The organism is Sulfurovum iocasae (genome assembly GCF_047716765.1).
Classification (GTDB): Bacteria; Campylobacterota; Campylobacteria; order Campylobacterales; family Sulfurovaceae; genus Sulfurovum.
Map to the genome: position 1 here is coordinate 1,601,852 of NZ_CP180410.1, position 15,054 is coordinate 1,616,905.

Here is a 15,054-nt window from a genome sequence, read left to right on the forward strand (position 1 = left end):
AGATTAAAATAAAGGGAAAAAATGAAAAAGGTTTATGATATCTTTATTGGGTTACTTGCATTTTTTCTTGCACTATTTATTCTAGTGATAGGGAAAGTTGCAGTTTCAGATTCAGGTATGAACGGAATCGGTTTACTATTATCCTATGTATTGCTATATTCTTTTGTTGCCGCACTATTGGCGTTTAGCTGGAAAAGCATTACAGCTAAAACTGAACCTAACAATAGAGAAAATGAAGATGATACGTCGCTAGATGATGAAATATTATATGAGTATGTCCTACTTAATGAAATTGAAGAAGATAATAAAGTCAAATCAACTTGGGCTAAAGCATTGGCTCATTCTGATGGTATCGATGTAAAGGCAGAATCTATCTATATGCAATATAGAGTGCAATCCATTAAAGACCAATTTGATGCACAAAAAATTGCTTATGATGAGATGTCTAAAGAAAGCTTATTTGATTATATTAAAAATGGATTTAAAGACCCCATAGCAGAGCAAAGAAAGTTGGAAGAAGAAAGAAAAATTGAAGAAGAAAAGAAGCTCGAAGAATTACAAGAACAAGAAATATTAGAGTTAGATAAAGAAGAAAACAAAACTTTAGCTTTTACATTGTTAATTATTCTAGGTATTTTTATAGTCATCACAGCTTTCAATTAATTTGAAAGCTTAAACTTACACTATTTAGTGTTGAATGTACGTTATTTAAGACAAGAAATATATAATTTAGAAAATAAGGAACTATAAAAATGGAAGAATTTAATATAAAAATAACAGAAAAAAAGATAGGTAATAAAGGTGCAAAAATAGCAGTTATAGGTGTTGGAGGTGCAGGGTGTAAGGTACTTGATTTACTTTCCGAAAGTGATATCCGTGATAAAATTAAACTAGTTGCAGTTGACGAAAAGGGCAATAACGTTGAATCTCGTAAGGCAGATGTTAAGATTACGTTACTTAAAGATAAACCATTTAGTTTCCATGAAATAATGCCAGAACGAGGCAGAGAAGGTGCTTTAGAGGTTTATGAAGAGATTAAAGAAGCATTAATACAGTAAATTTATCTAAAAATTCCTCCAATTTTCACTCATTTATTTCAACTCCTGTAGAGGGGTTGAAGATGAGCTTCTGATTTGTATCCCCCCCTCATCATGACTAACAATCCTTTTATCAAGACAATTTTTTCATTATCATATCCATCCTCTCATTGAGGAGGATTCTGTACGTCAAATCTTCAACTACTCCAACACAATCTAACCTTTCAAAACTTTACTTTCTGCATTAATCATACTCCAATTGTTCACTCCGAGACGAGTCAAAACTAATCTAATTCCAAAGGAGACACTATGCTTAGTGTTTATCTAACAGACTTAGCAGCCTATAACGCAGGCTGTCTATCAGGAATGTGGGTTCAACTACCACTTACAAAGTTCGAGCTCTCACAAGCCATTTCAGAGGTGCTCACAGAAGGTGAACATGTCACAGAGGAAGAGAACCATGAAGAGTACTTTATTACAGACTATGCGTGGGATGACATAGACCTCAAAGAGATTGATGAGTATGAGAACATCTATGACCTCAATGATGAACTCAGACTACTTTCAGACCTAGACAAAGACAAATGCAAAGCAGTCAAGTTCTTACTTGATGAAGGTATCACTATTGATATAGAAGATGCCATCAGCAGAGCAGAAGATGTCATCATTCATCATAACTACACCATAGAAGATGTCGCTTACGATTTGATTCATAATTGCTACAACCTCAAAGATATCCCAGACCTTATTGCCAACAACATAGATTATGACGGTATAGCAAGAGACCTTGACCATGATGGTACGTACTGTGAACTAGGTGGTGATGTCTATGAGTATATTGGTTAATCAGCTCCGCAAAGAGCTTAAACTAGAACCCTCAATGCTGCTATGCAGTCAGATACAAATATTGACAAAGGAGAAATCATGTCAAAGATAAAAGAACAGATGGAAAGAGACCATGACTTTGAAATGGAACAGTACTACAGTTTCATGGAATGGGTATGTGACCAAGAACTAGAAGTGAGTGAAGATGATGTTACGAATGAAGGGGAAGAAGACTCAAAAGAGTCCTCAACCACCGAGACTTCAATTGTACACCAAAAAGCTTTAAACAACATAGACTATAACCCAAAACTAGGAGCATAAAATGAAAACAACAAGATACAAATTTGAACAGACGGTACAGAGTGCAAATGCCAAGAGCATAGAGTGGCTCAAAGATGAGTTTAGAGCCATCCTTGAATCAGACAAAGACTACACAAGAAAAGCCGACTATATTGGCTTCTCAGTACTTTCTATCGACAACAGGATACAGAGCTTGGATGAAGAAATAAAAGAGCTTCAGGAGCTAAAGAAAAGCCTTAAAGCAGCAAAGGAAATTGTACTTACTGCAGGTGCAGAAATTTTTATAGAATATGGCATAGATAAACTCGATGGAGCAGGTATTTCCAGTATTACATTTACAGGTGCAACCACAGCAGATAAAACTAAGTTGGTGGTACATGATGCAGAAGTACTCATCAATGCAGGGTTTTTCAAGAAGGTCATAGATGAAGAGAAAATACTCCAGTATTACAGCAGTGACAAACATGCAAATATCATACAGAAGAATAGTACTCTTGAAGTTATAAGTATCCCAAAACCTGCCAAGATAAAGATAAACAAACGTAGAGGTGTAAATAATACAACTCTAATCTCGCAGGAGGAGGTAGCATGATGAAAAGGTTCATTGAAACGGATGAAGAAGTTTTAAAGGTCAATGCAAGAACAGGAGAAATCCTGCTTGCTGCGAGTAAAACAGATTCCAACATGATAAAGGAAACCAAACTGCAAGCATTTAAACTTTTGTCTCGTAATGACTTTGTACAGATAAATGGAGTGTGGGAAGCTAAACGGGATGCACTTATCAAAATACTCTCATCACTCCCCATCTCTTATAGTTGGAAGATACTGGATAAGCAGCTCACCAAAGAGTATGCTCAAGTATTGGGTGTACTTAAAATAGAGACTGGTTCTATCATTAGGGAAGCAGACAGTATGGGTATCTGTGAAATCTCTGAGCTCAAAGGTAATGGTGGACTTCATTTTATGAATGCAAGAGCAGAGACCAGAGCCCTTAAACGTGCTATAGAGACTTTGTTTGGTTCGGTCATCAACTACTATGTTATCCATGTACTGGAAGCACAGAGGAGTGCCTAATGTCTCATCATCAGTACAAACTGTTTGAATACACCAGAACCAGTGAACTTCTCACTGGTTTGGATGTTATCAACGCACAAAAAGGAATATAGATGCTACAAGTTTACCCAACAGAGTTAGAGTTACAATTAGTTAATTTGGTTAGGTATCTTTGAGGATAACAACTCTGCATAATTAGCTAGAGACTCCATAAGTTCTTTCATTTTTTCAAAAGAGAAGGAAACATCTTTAGATTCAAGTCCATCGTTTGAAAGCCACACTGGACCAGTATGCTCTATTGGAAAATCATTCCTTCGTAATTCTTTATTTAAATGTTTGCAAATATTGTGGATGTTGCTATGTTTCTCTGCATCAGAACCATCGTTTGGTGTAAAAAGTTTTTCACCACTTAAGTCCATAATTATTTCTAATGCTTGCCAAGCATATGATATACATATTTCAAAATGTGAAAGGGCATGGAAATATGGAGTAATCATGTTGTTGTCTGTTGATACATATTTATTCAAAGCTTCTCGGGCTAATGTATATTCTAAAAACGAGGTTTCTGTTTTTCTTAAGTAACTTAAAATCATTTGGTGTATTGGTTCTTTAAAATGTACTTTAAAAGTAGAGTTAAGACAAAATGTCGGTAACCATTTTTGATTAATATCAGAAATATCAGGAGCATTGCACTTTGTCACTTCTATCAAGTCTCGTCCTATAAAGTTTTCAAGACTAAAATTGGTAGCAGTCATTTTTATAGTATCCATTCTTATTACCTCTTTGTATTAATTTACTAATATCTAGCTATCTTCTTATTAATATATTATTATAGCTCATATAGATAAGTTTACTTTGCATGCAAGGACAATCGTAAAGTGGGTAAGTTCATCAAAGTATTAAAGCTCACATCAAAGATGATGACCATTAAGACTTCACTTCATTAAGACATAACGCTATTTCTATCAACTGAAAAGAGCCAAGCTGACGCTGACCTCTTTTTTAACCGTTGATAGAGAATTGAGTTATGTTAACCCTACGGGCTTTTGCCCACTTTATTGTTAACGATATGGATATAAGATAAAAAACTATACAATGTATATTATATATGGAGTATAGGGGAGTTGATGACTAAAGAAAACGTGTATATTGATTCGCTTGCTTTGGCGGGTTATAGAAGTTTTGGTAAAGAGATACAACGGTTTGAGAAATTTAATAAAATCAATTTATTTATAGGACAGAACAATTCTGGAAAATCTAATATTCTTAGGTTTATTCATGAGAAATATCTAAGTACTTTGCATCAAGCTATAAAACTTGATGCACTAGATAAGCATATGACTAGTAATACAAAATTTATTTTTGGTTTTTCTATTTCAACTGATAAAGATAATGATGGTAATTATGTTGGGTTAGAGTACATTAATTTTAGAAAATTACCTATTCAATCAAGTTCATTTGATTCAATTTATAAAGTGTTAAAGGAAAAAGGAATATTAGATAAGACAGATGATACTTGGTTTATTTTTGACCAAGAATTAAAACTTATTCTTGATAACTGGGAAGAAGCATTTAGTACTCTTGGTGATAGAGCATTAAGCTTAGTTTGGAATAACCTCACTGGTCAGAGGCAAGGTGGTCGAAAGCAACATTGGTATCCTGAAACACTTAGAAATATAACACCACAATTTAAAAAGATAAATTCTGTGTTAATTCCAGCTATTAGACAAATAGGTAGTAAAGGTTCTGTGTCAGAAGACTTTAGTGGTAAAGGTATTATTGAACGATTGGTAAAACTTCAAAACCCAGATGTTCATAATCAAAATGACCGTAAAAAATTTGATAAGATTAATAGTTTTTTACGTAATGTCACTGGTAATGAAACAGCAGAAATAGAAATACCACATGAAAGAGATACTATATTAGTACATATGGATGATAAAACTCTTCCTTTGGAATCATTGGGAACAGGGATACATGAAGTTATCATATTAGCTTCAGCCGCAACAATATTAGAAAATTTTGTTATTTGTATGGAGGAACCCGAACTTCATTTAAATCCCATATTACAAAAAAAACTGGTTAGATATTTGTCTGAATCAACTAATAATCAATATTTTATTACTACACATTCTGCTGCTCTAATGGATACTCCTACTGCTGAAGTGTATCAAGTAAGTCTTATAGATGGTGAATCTATTATATCGCGAGTAACATCTGATAAGCATCGTTCAGAAGTTTGTGAAGAACTTGGTTATCATCCATCTGATTTATTACAATCAAATTGTATTATTTGGGTAGAGGGACCGTCAGATAGAATTTATCTTAATTACTGGATTCATAAGACTTCTCCTGAACTAATTGAAGGTGTACATTATTCTATTATGTTCTATGGTGGTAGGCTAGCATCTCATTTAACTGGCAAAGATATATCTGAAGACATTGAAAACTTTATTTCTCTCAGAAGGCTTAATAGAAGAGGAGTGATAGTGATTGACAGTGATAGAGACAAGAAAAGTGCAAGAATCAATTCTACAAAAAAACGTCTCAGAGATGAATTTGATGAAGGTCCAGGGTTTGCATGGATAACTCAAGGAAGAGAAATTGAGAATTATCTTCCAAGTGATAATATTAAAGAAGCAATTAATGCTACTATTCCTTCTTCGAAAATAAATTCTACTTTAGGTCAATTTGAGAATACATTATCAATTATTAGAAAAAACGGTAAAGAGGCACAAGCATCTAAAGTAGATGTTGCAAAATACATTGCTGAGAAATATGATGTAGATTTAACTATATTAGATTTGAATAAAAATATTAATAAACTAGTTACTTTTATTAAAGAGTCTAACCCCAGTATCAATATCACTGAATAAAAAATATGTCAAATTGTGATATTAAATATTAATTACAAATGGTTAAAATTAATATTTTTGCTTCTCAGGTATAACACCTCTAACCCCACCTTTAGGTTCTTTCATATCACCTTCCCGTCTTGGTATTAGGTGCATATGTACATGAAAAATACTTTGTCCTGCATCTTTTCCTACATTGATACCTATATTAAATCCTGTAATAGTCTTGTCTAACTGTAATAGCCTTTCTTTTTGACGATATAGTAACTCTTGCATTGCATCTACTTCTTCATTTGTTAGCTCAAAATAGTCTGCAACATGCCTTCTTGGTATGATAAGGGTATGATACTTTGTCACAGGATAACTATCATAAAACATTAAAGAGAACTCATTACTATATACTATTTTTTCTACTGGTAGCATACAAAAAGGACAACTCATCTCTTCTCCTATCTATTAATTATTTCTTTTAACTCATCTATTGTATAAGGCTTCTTCTTTCTTTTATGGAGCATAGCGTGACAATTTGGACAAACTGGTCGTAAGTCTTTAATAGGGTCAATAATATACTTCTCCTTTATACTAGATATTTGAACAAGATGATGAACATGTATAAAACCTGCACCTAAATCCCCATAGACATCTTCAAAATCGAAGTCACATGCTTGGCACTTTAGCCCATAGTATTCAATACATTTATCTCTTGCATCTGTGTCTCTCTCATAGCTATTTATAGTTACTTGTTTAACACTACCTTCTGTATGTACTATATTTTTTGGTATCTCATCAGGATAAACAATATCATCTTTCTTCAGGATTATTCTAAATCCATTTTCTCTTAAAACCCTAAAGCACTTTGTATGTAGACCTCCACTAAAATCATCAGGAGTTAACGGTTGTCCTAAATGATAATTAGATGCTATACCCACTATAGCTTTTGGTGGATATCTATGTCCACTAATAATGACATCATATGTTGTTGAATGGCTAAACTGATGAGAGATAGTTTTATTATCATATACTCTTGCTGCTTCTAAGATATTTTGTTGTGTTATTCCATCTGGAATATTGGGCATTAATTACTCCTTTTAAAATCATGTACTTAAATAAAATATGAAATTAGTTTAAATTTCCTTACATGTGCTTTTTATACATTTCTCGATTATACAATTGCATTGTGTCTATGATAAATCCAATCAATTGCGGCTGCGTTATTTAAAATTCCTGAAAAAAGAATTGACATCCAATTATTAGGTGTTCCTAATTGTCTATCCCATCGATTGAGACTATTTTGTATATAGTTTCTACATTCAGGTATAGTATTGATGACAGTATCTGGGAATGTCATTATAATAGAACTTGGGTCATGAACTAATTTAGCCCATTTTTTATCTAGAAAGTTAAGAATATTTGTTTTCTTGATGAGTTCATCAATATGAAAATTAATAGCTCCATTACTACAGTTTCCAACTGCTGCCCCAATATAGTTATTAAGACTTATACTAGGTGTGAAATAATTTGGTTGTCCTACAATAGTACATGTAATTAACCTATTGTTTAAACAGTTAGCATAGTATGGGTGTAAAAAGTGTTGTGTATTGTTTGTTCCTTGAACTATAGTTCCTTTGAGTCTATTACATTTACATGCTGGAATTAAATTTTTTGTAAGAACTGTAAACCAAGGGTAATCTTCTTGTGGTAAAAAGTGGTCTAATTCACTTGTAAAAAGACTACCACACATTGGACAAACATCAGGTGAGACTTCATCTCGCATAACTTTAATCATACCCAATGCATTGGGTGGTCTTGTATAGTGTGCTTCTAAAGAATCTTCCAATGCGGTAGGAATAGTAATTATATTAAGATTCCATGGATTTCCTCCATGTTGTTGATACAAGTTATATTGTGTCAAAATTTGTTGTAAATTTTGTAGTAAAAGGGGATGGCTACCTAAACGAGTATTTCTTGATAAAGTTCCTAAAAGTATATTGTCATTGTATGGAGGTAATGTGAGATTTTTCATTTAATTACTTTTATTTTCATTCAAAAATCTTTGTAAATTCATGATTGCTTCTAAAGAAAGTTCATCTTTTATTTCTTCAAATAATTCTGGATTTTTCTTTAATGGTTTTTTTAATCTTTTTATCAATCTATTCGTTATCTCATCTTCAAAAACAAAATATGAAATAGAACCAACATCGGCACCAAAGGTTTGAAGTCTGGGTTGATTAATATTTACCTCATGATTCTCTTCTTTTATAACATGTACTTGACTACGAGGAAGTTCTCTAATTATATAACTTGAATGTGTTGCAATTATTGCAATAGAACCAGTTAATTCTAATAACTTATCTAATAGAGAAACAAAACTAGATATATAGTTTGGATGTAGATGTGTTTCTGGCTCATCTAATAAAACTAATGTTCCATTTTCTATCATCAAACATGCTTGTAGTGCAAAAAAGTAAAAAGCATATTGTCCACTACTTAATGGATATGCATTACCATTTTTTATAAAAGAAGGTTTTGCATTTCTACTTAAAGAACCCCACGCTTCCAATTTTTTTTGTTCACCACCGAATTGATTAAGTTTGTTGACTCTTATGTATGCGTGACTTCCAATGTATTCTATATGGTTTGGTACAATATTTTCTGAATCTGGGTTGATTGAAACAACAAGGTTATCTATTTCTTCACCAAGTATCTCTTCTAAGGATTTCAAAAATAAAGTAAACCTTGATTTACCCTTTATTGAATCACTTGAACGTAATAATTGAACAAGAAAATCACCTGAACCACGAGAAAATCTTGCTTTCGAGTCTCTAGTTAGGAGTAATCTTTTGTAATGAATTAATGGATTTTGTTTTTCTTCTTTAGGAAAGGTATTTCTTGTTTCACCCGGTGTTGCCATGGCTAATAATCTATTTAGTATAGGTCGTCCATTAATAGGGTCAATAAAATTCTCATCTTTCTTTAAAAGTTTTTTCACTATGTTGTGTAATGTTTGGCTTTTCCCTATACCATTTTTACCAATTATCGCACATAATCGTTTAGGTAAAATACTGTTTAAATCAAAATTAAAAGTAAACCTATGCTCATTAGAAAAGGAGTCTAGTTTAAATTTTAACTCTAGAGATGTGGATATTTTATTCGTTGATTCTTGGTCTAACCCATTTAAAATATCAACTGCATTATGAAATGTAAAAAAGCTTTCAGAGTTTCTCATAAAGGCAAGTTTAAATATGTCTTGATTTTTTATATCGTCTAATATAGTTGAATTAGCTTTACCTGTTTGAAGATGCACAATATCATTAATAGACTCAAGAAAAATATTAGCTTCTTCAATACCCAATAAAGATATCAAGCTTCTATAGTCTTGCATTGTAGGTAGCATCGAAAAAAAACTATTATAATCTTTTGTTTCAGGTTCACTTTTTGAATCCATTGCTAAAAATAAAGTACCTTCAAATATTTTTTTATTAATGTCTTTAGCAACAAAATTATATCGTATATGGTGACTAAAGTCATTCCAGCTATCAGGAATTATAGTGAGTATAACTTCACGTGTATTGGGCTTAGATGGTTCATTGCCATCAGTCAATATTTTTATTTTATACAAATTTTCTTTTTTTTCCATCTATACCAACTTTATTAATATTATTTTGTAGATATTTCATTTTCTTCAGCATTAAACATTTTTATTGTCTCTTGGAAAAGGTATACAACACAAATAGATTGTTTGTTTAAATATTGAAGAGTATAACAAAAAATATTTTTATTAATAATAAAAATATTCTCTTTCTAACAGATATAATAAATTCTATCGTAATGTTTACTCACTGTATTAAGAAGTTTTTTCTATGTACGACTCATCTTTGCTTTAATACTTTTTTTGAATTTTGGAAGAAAATAGAGAAATGTTACCCAATACACTAGATATAACCAAGTAGGTTAAAATACTAATTAGCTTATAATATTCTTAAAAACTACTCTCAGGACAATCATGAGCACTCAATCTATTTCAGCACTTATATGGGCAACAGCAGACCTTCTAAGAGGTGACTACAAACAATCAGAATATGGTAAGATAATCCTGCCATTTACACTACTTAGAAGAGTGGAATGTGTCTTAGAACCAACAAGAGATGCTGTACTGGCAGAGCATGAAGCTAGAAAGAGCTTAGGCATCCCAATGGAGCAGTTCTTGGTTCGTAAGTCAGGTCATAGCTTCTACAATACATCTAAGTACACACTCACAAAGCTGATGTCAGACCCTAACAACATCAGGGAGAATCTTGAGAGCTACATTAATGAATTTAGTCCTAATGCCAGAGAGATATTTGAGAAATATGAGTTTGCTATACAGATAGATAAGCTCAATGAAGCCAACTTGCTGTATCTGATTGTGGAAAAGTTTGCTAGTTTTAACCTGCATCCAGATGTTATCTCTAATCATCAAATGGGGTTACTGTTTGAAGAGCTGATACGAAAGTTTGCAGAGCAGTCCAATGAAACAGCAGGGGAGCATTTTACCCCTAGAGACATAGTAAGACTTACCACATCACTACTGTTCTCTACAGATGATGAAGTACTTACTAAGAGTGGTGTTGTGCGAAGTCTCTACGACCCGACAGCAGGGACAGGTGGGTTCCTTTCAAGTGGTACAGAGTATGTGTATGAGTTGAATCCTGATGCAACGCTTGTTACCTTCGGTCAAGAGCTAAACGGTGAGTCGTATGCTATCTGTAAGGCAGATATGCTGATAAAGGGTCAGGCAGTAGAGAACATCAAGCATGGTAATACGCTTAGTAATGACCAACTGGAAGATAACAAGTTTGACTACATGCTCTCAAATCCTCCCTTTGGTGTAGAGTGGAAGAAAGTACAGAAGACTGTAGTAGCTGAATATGAAGAGCAAGGATACAATGGTAGATTCGGTCCAGGGCTTCCAAGGGTATCTGATGGTTCATTACTGTTCCTGCTTCACCTTATCTCGAAGATGAGACCAAAGAGCAAGGGTGGTTCTCGTATAGGTATCATTCTAAATGGTTCACCACTATTTACTGGTGGAGCTGGTTCAGGTGAGAGTGAGATAAGAAGATACATCCTAGAGAATGACCTACTTGAAACCATAGTAGCAATGCCAAACGACATGTTCTTCAATACAGGTATTGCCACATACATTTGGATACTATCTAACAACAAGCCAGACCATAGACAAGGACAAGTGCAGCTTATCAATGCTTCAGATATGGGTAACAGTATGAGAAAGTCTCTTGGTTCTAAACGTAAGTTCCTAGATGAGAACCAAATCAATGATATAGTAAGACTATATGGAGAGAACCAACTCTCTAAGATATCTAAGCTCTTTGATACGACAGACTTTGGTTACAGAAGAATCACAGTAGAGAGACCTCTTCAACTAAGCTACTATCCACACGATGAAGACAAGCTGGAAGCATTACAGAATGACAAAGCATTTATCAAGTTAAATGAGCTTGGTTCTTCTATGATTACAGCCCTTAGCAACATAACGGAAGATAAGATTATGAGCCGTACAGAGTTCAAGAAAGCCTTAGACAGTAATATCACAGCCAAGCTAAGTGCTAGCCAGTTTAAGCTCATACAGAAGCATATAGCAGTACATGATGATGAAGCAGAACTGTGTAGAGACTCAAAAGGTAAATTGGAAGCCAATTCAGACCTAAGAGACTACGAGAACATTCCACTATCTCAAGACATTTACGAGTACTTCGCCAAGGAAGTGACACCCCATGTCCCATTGGCTTGGATAGATGAGAAGAAGAGAGATACTAAAGATGGTGAAGTGGGGATTGTGGGGTATGAGATACCATTTAATAGACACTTTTACGAGTACGTACCACCTAGAGCATTGGAAGAGATAGATGCGGAGTTGGAGACGCTTAATGCTGAGATAATGGAAATGCTCCATGAAATATAGTAAGTATCCTAGTTATAAGGATAGTGGGGTTGAGTGGTTGGGGGAGATTCCTGAGCATTGGGAAGTAAGTAGCCTCAAATATGCATATGAAAACTTAGATAATAGAAGAATTCCAATAAGTGCTGCTGAAAGAGAAACTATTGTTGATGGATATCCATATTATGGAGCTTCTGGAATCATAGATTATGTTGCAGAATACATCTATGATGAAGAAACTATTTTAGTTGGAGAAGATGGAGCTAATCTTCTTTCAAGGTCTACACCTCTTGCTTTTATTGCCAATGGAAAATATTGGGTAAATAACCATGCACACATTTTAAGATTTAAAGATAAGAATCACTTCTATTGGTCTAATGTAATTAATAGTTTAGATATTAGCCCTTTTGTAAGTGGCTCTGCTCAACCGAAACTAACATCTGAAGCCTTAGGTAATTTAATTGTTTCTTATCCAAAGGAAGAACAAGAAAGAAAATCCATAGCCAACTACCTAGACAAAGCCACAGCTAAGATAGACACCCTCATCGAAAAACAGACAAAACTCATAGAGCTACTAAAAGAGAAGCGACAAGCAGTCATCTCAACTGCTGTCACTCGTGGGTTAGACAGTTCTGTACCTATGAAAGATAGTGGGGTTGAGTGGTTGGGGGAGATTCCTGAGCATTGGAGCATAGGATTGTTATCTTCTTTGTTTATTAGCAACAAGAATAAAAACTCTGACTTAAGTAATAAAAATTTATTGTCACTTAGTTATGGGAGAGTCATTAGGAAAGACATTGACTCTGCTAAGGGATTATTGCCAGAGAACTTTAACACTTATCAGGTGGTTAAAGAGGGATATATTATATTAAGATTGACTGATTTACAAAATGATAAAAAAAGTCTAAGAACAGGGTATGTCAATGAAAGAGGAATTATAACATCTGCATATATAGGTTTAGCAAAAAAGTCTGCTTCAATAGGCAACGAGAAATATTTTCATCTATATCTACATACATTTGACATACATAAAGGGTTCTATGGAATGGGAGCAGGAGTACGACAAGGACTTAACTTTGACGAATTAAAAAAGCTTAAGTTTACTCTTCCTCCACATGAAGAACAGAATCAGATAGTAGAGTATATAGATTTGAAAACAAAGCAGATAGACAACCTAATAACCAAGGCAACCAAAGCCATAGACCTATTAAAAGAGAAGCGTACAGCTCTTATCAGCTCTGTTGTTACTGGGAAGATTGATGTGAGGGAAGCTTCATGAATAGACAATACAATTTAAGAACGGAGATAAGATAATGGATGCATCTAAAACAAGTATAAGCGAAATATTTAATGGAAATAGAGTCTTGGAGATACCATTTTTTCAAAGGTCTTACGTGTGGGATAAGCCACAATGGGCTAGACTTCTTGAAGATATGAATGAGATATCGGCAAAAGATAAGTCGCATTTTCTTGGTTCTGTCATACTCAAGCAACAAGACACCCCCACGAGTGCAACCTATGGTGACATAAGAACACTTGTTGACGGTCAACAAAGACTAACTACATTAAGTATCTTTTTTAAAGTCTTATGTTTAAAGATGAAGAGAAATGACCTATTTGATTTTAGATTTAAACTTCAGATAGATAGACAGATAGCTCTTAAGCATAATCACAATGATGAATCCTCCTATAATTATGTTGTTAATCTCCAAGAACTTGAAACAATTGATAACCCAGAAGATAAATTTTGTCATATAAAGGGTGCTTATAATTATTTCAATGTAAATGTCAATGCAGAGGATTATAATTTTTTTAGAATTATCACTAATATCATGTTTGTAGGTATTGACCTGAATAAAGAGGAAGATGAGCAACAGATATTTGACACAATTAACTCTCTAGGTGTAAGGCTAACGACGGCAGAGCTATTAAAGAACCATCTATTTGGTAGGGAAGATTTACAGTCCTATAAAGAGAATTGGAAGACAATTTTTGAAAAAGATTCTGAAACCAAAGCATTCTGGGATAAAGAGATAACCGCAGGTAGAACCAAAAGAGAAAACATTGATTTGTTTTTCTACTCATTTTTACAGATAAAACTACAAGACAAAGATATTAATGTTAAGACAGAAGATAAGGTCAGGCTAGGTAAGTTCAGCGGTCTCTTTGAAAGCTATAAAGAGTTTATGAAGACATACCATGTGGATAAAAAGTCACTGATTCAAGAAATCAGAGAATATGCGATAGTCTATAAAGATAATATTGACTTTGATGCTATAGATAGAGAGTTGACTTCTGATTATGGTATAGAACGGATTAATGCCTTAATCTTTGGACTAGATACAACAGCGATAATACCGTATGTACTATATGTTCTCAAACATGCAACAATAGATGAACAAAATGAAGTCTTTATGTATCTTGAGTCTTATATTATGAGAAGAATCGTTGCTAAGAGTGTAAACAAAGGCTACAACAAGTTATTCTCAGAAGAACTGATATTGAATGAGATAACAACAAAAGAACAATTGCAAGAGCTGATTAATAAGAAATCAGATAAAACCAATGCAATGCCATCAGATGAAGATGTTGAGGATGGATTTATGACTTCTAAGCTTATCAACAAGCAGACTACGGGTATTTTATATCTGATAGAATCTAAGATGAGAGATAAGAGTAGACACTCTACTGCCTTGTTAGGACTGGATAGATATAGTCTTGAACATCTAATGCCTAAAAAATGGGAAAATAACTGGTCTGAGGTAACATCGGAAGATGAAAAGTATCATAGAAACAATAAGCTTTTGACATTAGGCAACTTGGCAATTATCACCTCTTCTTTAAACAGTACTATAAGGGACTCTAGCTGGAGTGTTAAAAAAGATGGTACTGAAAAGAGAAAAGGACTAAAAGAATTTGCAAGTGGTATCGAAACTATGAATAAGTATTTGGCATATGACCATTGGGATGAAGACACTATTACTGAAAGAGCTGAATTTTTGTATGAACATGCAAAAAAAATCTGGATAGCATAAGAACATAGTTA

At 33.6% G+C, this 15,054-nt stretch carries 15 protein-coding genes; 10 read left to right on the forward strand and 5 right to left on the reverse strand.

Translation table 11 applies throughout. The annotated features are described in order from the left end of the window. Nucleotides 1-21 precede the first annotated feature (21 nt). The 6 genes from ACLHDG_RS07805 to ACLHDG_RS07830 all read left to right on the forward strand — a co-directional run bounded on the left by ACLHDG_RS07805 (nt 22) and on the right by ACLHDG_RS07830 (nt 3,236). The gene (locus ACLHDG_RS07805; protein ID WP_415405661.1) at nt 22-663 is read left to right on the forward strand and encodes a hypothetical protein; all 642 of its coding nucleotides are present in this window, start codon (nt 22-24) and stop codon (nt 661-663) included. 89 nt (nt 664-752) lie between these two features. Next, nucleotides 753-1,058 carry a cell division protein FtsZ gene (locus tag ACLHDG_RS07810; RefSeq protein WP_415405662.1) on the forward strand — a complete coding sequence of 102 codons (306 nt, stop codon included), beginning with the start codon at nt 753-755 and terminating at the stop codon, nt 1,056-1,058. A gap of 288 nt (nt 1,059-1,346) precedes the next feature. Further along, nucleotides 1,347-1,883 (forward strand): antirestriction protein ArdA, encoded by a 537-nt coding sequence (locus tag ACLHDG_RS07815; protein WP_415405663.1) that lies wholly within the window; start codon nt 1,347-1,349, stop codon nt 1,881-1,883. A 78-nt stretch (nt 1,884-1,961) separates the two neighbouring features. Further along, nucleotides 1,962-2,183, forward strand: a complete 222-nt coding sequence (locus tag ACLHDG_RS07820) for a hypothetical protein (RefSeq protein WP_415405664.1) — start codon at nt 1,962-1,964, stop codon at nt 2,181-2,183. A gap of 1 nt (nt 2,184) precedes the next feature. Further along, the gene (locus tag ACLHDG_RS07825) at nt 2,185-2,754 is read left to right on the forward strand and encodes a hypothetical protein (RefSeq protein ID WP_415405665.1); all 570 of its coding nucleotides are present in this window, start codon (nt 2,185-2,187) and stop codon (nt 2,752-2,754) included. After that, a complete protein-coding gene (locus ACLHDG_RS07830) occupies nt 2,751-3,236 on the forward strand; it encodes a hypothetical protein (RefSeq protein ID WP_415405666.1) in 486 nt (161 codons plus the stop codon). Before ACLHDG_RS07825 ends, ACLHDG_RS07830 begins: the two co-directional genes overlap by 4 nt. Before the next feature lie 128 nt (nt 3,237-3,364). On the opposite strand, the gene ACLHDG_RS07835 is transcribed toward ACLHDG_RS07830, so the two are convergent. Further along, nucleotides 3,365-3,985 carry a hypothetical protein gene (locus ACLHDG_RS07835; protein ID WP_415405667.1) on the reverse strand — a complete coding sequence of 207 codons (621 nt, stop codon included), beginning with the start codon at nt 3,983-3,985 and terminating at the stop codon, nt 3,365-3,367. A 357-nt stretch (nt 3,986-4,342) separates the two neighbouring features. Between ACLHDG_RS07835 and ACLHDG_RS07840 the strand changes: the two genes are divergently transcribed. Then, nucleotides 4,343-6,091 carry an ATP-dependent nuclease gene (locus ACLHDG_RS07840; protein WP_415405668.1) on the forward strand — a complete coding sequence of 583 codons (1,749 nt, stop codon included), beginning with the start codon at nt 4,343-4,345 and terminating at the stop codon, nt 6,089-6,091. Nucleotides 6,092-6,139: 48 nt separating this feature from the next. Here the strand turns inward: ACLHDG_RS07840 and ACLHDG_RS07845 are convergent, their stop codons facing one another. The 4 genes from ACLHDG_RS07845 to ACLHDG_RS07860 all read right to left on the reverse strand — a co-directional run bounded on the left by ACLHDG_RS07845 (nt 6,140) and on the right by ACLHDG_RS07860 (nt 9,707). Next, nucleotides 6,140-6,511: an HIT family protein gene (locus ACLHDG_RS07845; protein WP_415405669.1), complete on the reverse strand. Its 372-nt coding sequence runs from the start codon at nt 6,509-6,511 to the stop codon at nt 6,140-6,142. An 8-nt stretch (nt 6,512-6,519) separates the two neighbouring features. Then, nucleotides 6,520-7,146, reverse strand: a complete 627-nt coding sequence (locus ACLHDG_RS07850; RefSeq protein ID WP_415405670.1) for an HNH endonuclease — start codon at nt 7,144-7,146, stop codon at nt 6,520-6,522. Between the two features lie 86 nt (nt 7,147-7,232). Beyond that, nucleotides 7,233-8,093 (reverse strand): hypothetical protein, encoded by an 861-nt coding sequence (locus ACLHDG_RS07855; RefSeq protein ID WP_415405671.1) that lies wholly within the window; start codon nt 8,091-8,093, stop codon nt 7,233-7,235. Further along, nucleotides 8,094-9,707: an AAA family ATPase gene (locus ACLHDG_RS07860; RefSeq protein ID WP_415405672.1), complete on the reverse strand. Its 1,614-nt coding sequence runs from the start codon at nt 9,705-9,707 to the stop codon at nt 8,094-8,096. It lies immediately after the preceding gene. 366 nt (nt 9,708-10,073) lie between these two features. Here ACLHDG_RS07860 and ACLHDG_RS07865 point away from each other — a divergent pair, with 366 nt between their 5' ends. Genes ACLHDG_RS07865 through ACLHDG_RS07875 form a run of 3 tightly spaced genes read left to right on the forward strand, consistent with a single transcriptional unit; the run spans nt 10,074 to nt 15,043 of the window. Continuing rightward, nucleotides 10,074-12,032, forward strand: coding sequence for a type I restriction-modification system subunit M (locus tag ACLHDG_RS07865; protein ID WP_415405673.1), 1,959 nt, complete (start codon nt 10,074-10,076; stop codon nt 12,030-12,032). Then, the gene (locus tag ACLHDG_RS07870; protein ID WP_415405674.1) at nt 12,022-13,287 is read left to right on the forward strand and encodes a restriction endonuclease subunit S; all 1,266 of its coding nucleotides are present in this window, start codon (nt 12,022-12,024) and stop codon (nt 13,285-13,287) included. Before ACLHDG_RS07865 ends, ACLHDG_RS07870 begins: the two co-directional genes overlap by 11 nt. Nucleotides 13,288-13,321: 34 nt before the next feature. Then, on the forward strand, nt 13,322-15,043 hold the full coding sequence (locus ACLHDG_RS07875; protein ID WP_415405675.1) for a DUF262 domain-containing protein: 1,722 nt from the start codon (nt 13,322-13,324) through the stop codon (nt 15,041-15,043). Nucleotides 15,044-15,054 lie beyond the last annotated feature (11 nt).

Coding starts and splice junctions, on each gene's coding strand:
- ACLHDG_RS07855 (WP_415405671.1), bottom strand. CDS start 8,093: ATGAAAAATCTCACATTACCTCCATACAATGACAATATACTTTTAGGA.
- ACLHDG_RS07845 (WP_415405669.1), bottom strand. CDS start 6,511: ATGAGTTGTCCTTTTTGTATGCTACCAGTAGAAAAAATAGTATATAGT.
- ACLHDG_RS07875 (WP_415405675.1), top strand. CDS start 13,322: ATGGATGCATCTAAAACAAGTATAAGCGAAATATTTAATGGAAATAGA.
- ACLHDG_RS07850 (WP_415405670.1), bottom strand. CDS start 7,146: ATGCCCAATATTCCAGATGGAATAACACAACAAAATATCTTAGAAGCA.
- ACLHDG_RS07815 (WP_415405663.1), top strand. CDS start 1,347: ATGCTTAGTGTTTATCTAACAGACTTAGCAGCCTATAACGCAGGCTGT.
- ACLHDG_RS07870 (WP_415405674.1), top strand. CDS start 12,022: ATGAAATATAGTAAGTATCCTAGTTATAAGGATAGTGGGGTTGAGTGG.
- ACLHDG_RS07805 (WP_415405661.1), top strand. CDS start 22: ATGAAAAAGGTTTATGATATCTTTATTGGGTTACTTGCATTTTTTCTT.
- ACLHDG_RS07825 (WP_415405665.1), top strand. CDS start 2,185: ATGAAAACAACAAGATACAAATTTGAACAGACGGTACAGAGTGCAAAT.
- ACLHDG_RS07830 (WP_415405666.1), top strand. CDS start 2,751: ATGATGAAAAGGTTCATTGAAACGGATGAAGAAGTTTTAAAGGTCAAT.
- ACLHDG_RS07860 (WP_415405672.1), bottom strand. CDS start 9,707: ATGGAAAAAAAAGAAAATTTGTATAAAATAAAAATATTGACTGATGGC.
- ACLHDG_RS07865 (WP_415405673.1), top strand. CDS start 10,074: ATGAGCACTCAATCTATTTCAGCACTTATATGGGCAACAGCAGACCTT.
- ACLHDG_RS07820 (WP_415405664.1), top strand. CDS start 1,962: ATGTCAAAGATAAAAGAACAGATGGAAAGAGACCATGACTTTGAAATG.
- ACLHDG_RS07840 (WP_415405668.1), top strand. CDS start 4,343: ATGACTAAAGAAAACGTGTATATTGATTCGCTTGCTTTGGCGGGTTAT.
- ACLHDG_RS07835 (WP_415405667.1), bottom strand. CDS start 3,985: ATGGATACTATAAAAATGACTGCTACCAATTTTAGTCTTGAAAACTTT.
- ACLHDG_RS07810 (WP_415405662.1), top strand. CDS start 753: ATGGAAGAATTTAATATAAAAATAACAGAAAAAAAGATAGGTAATAAA.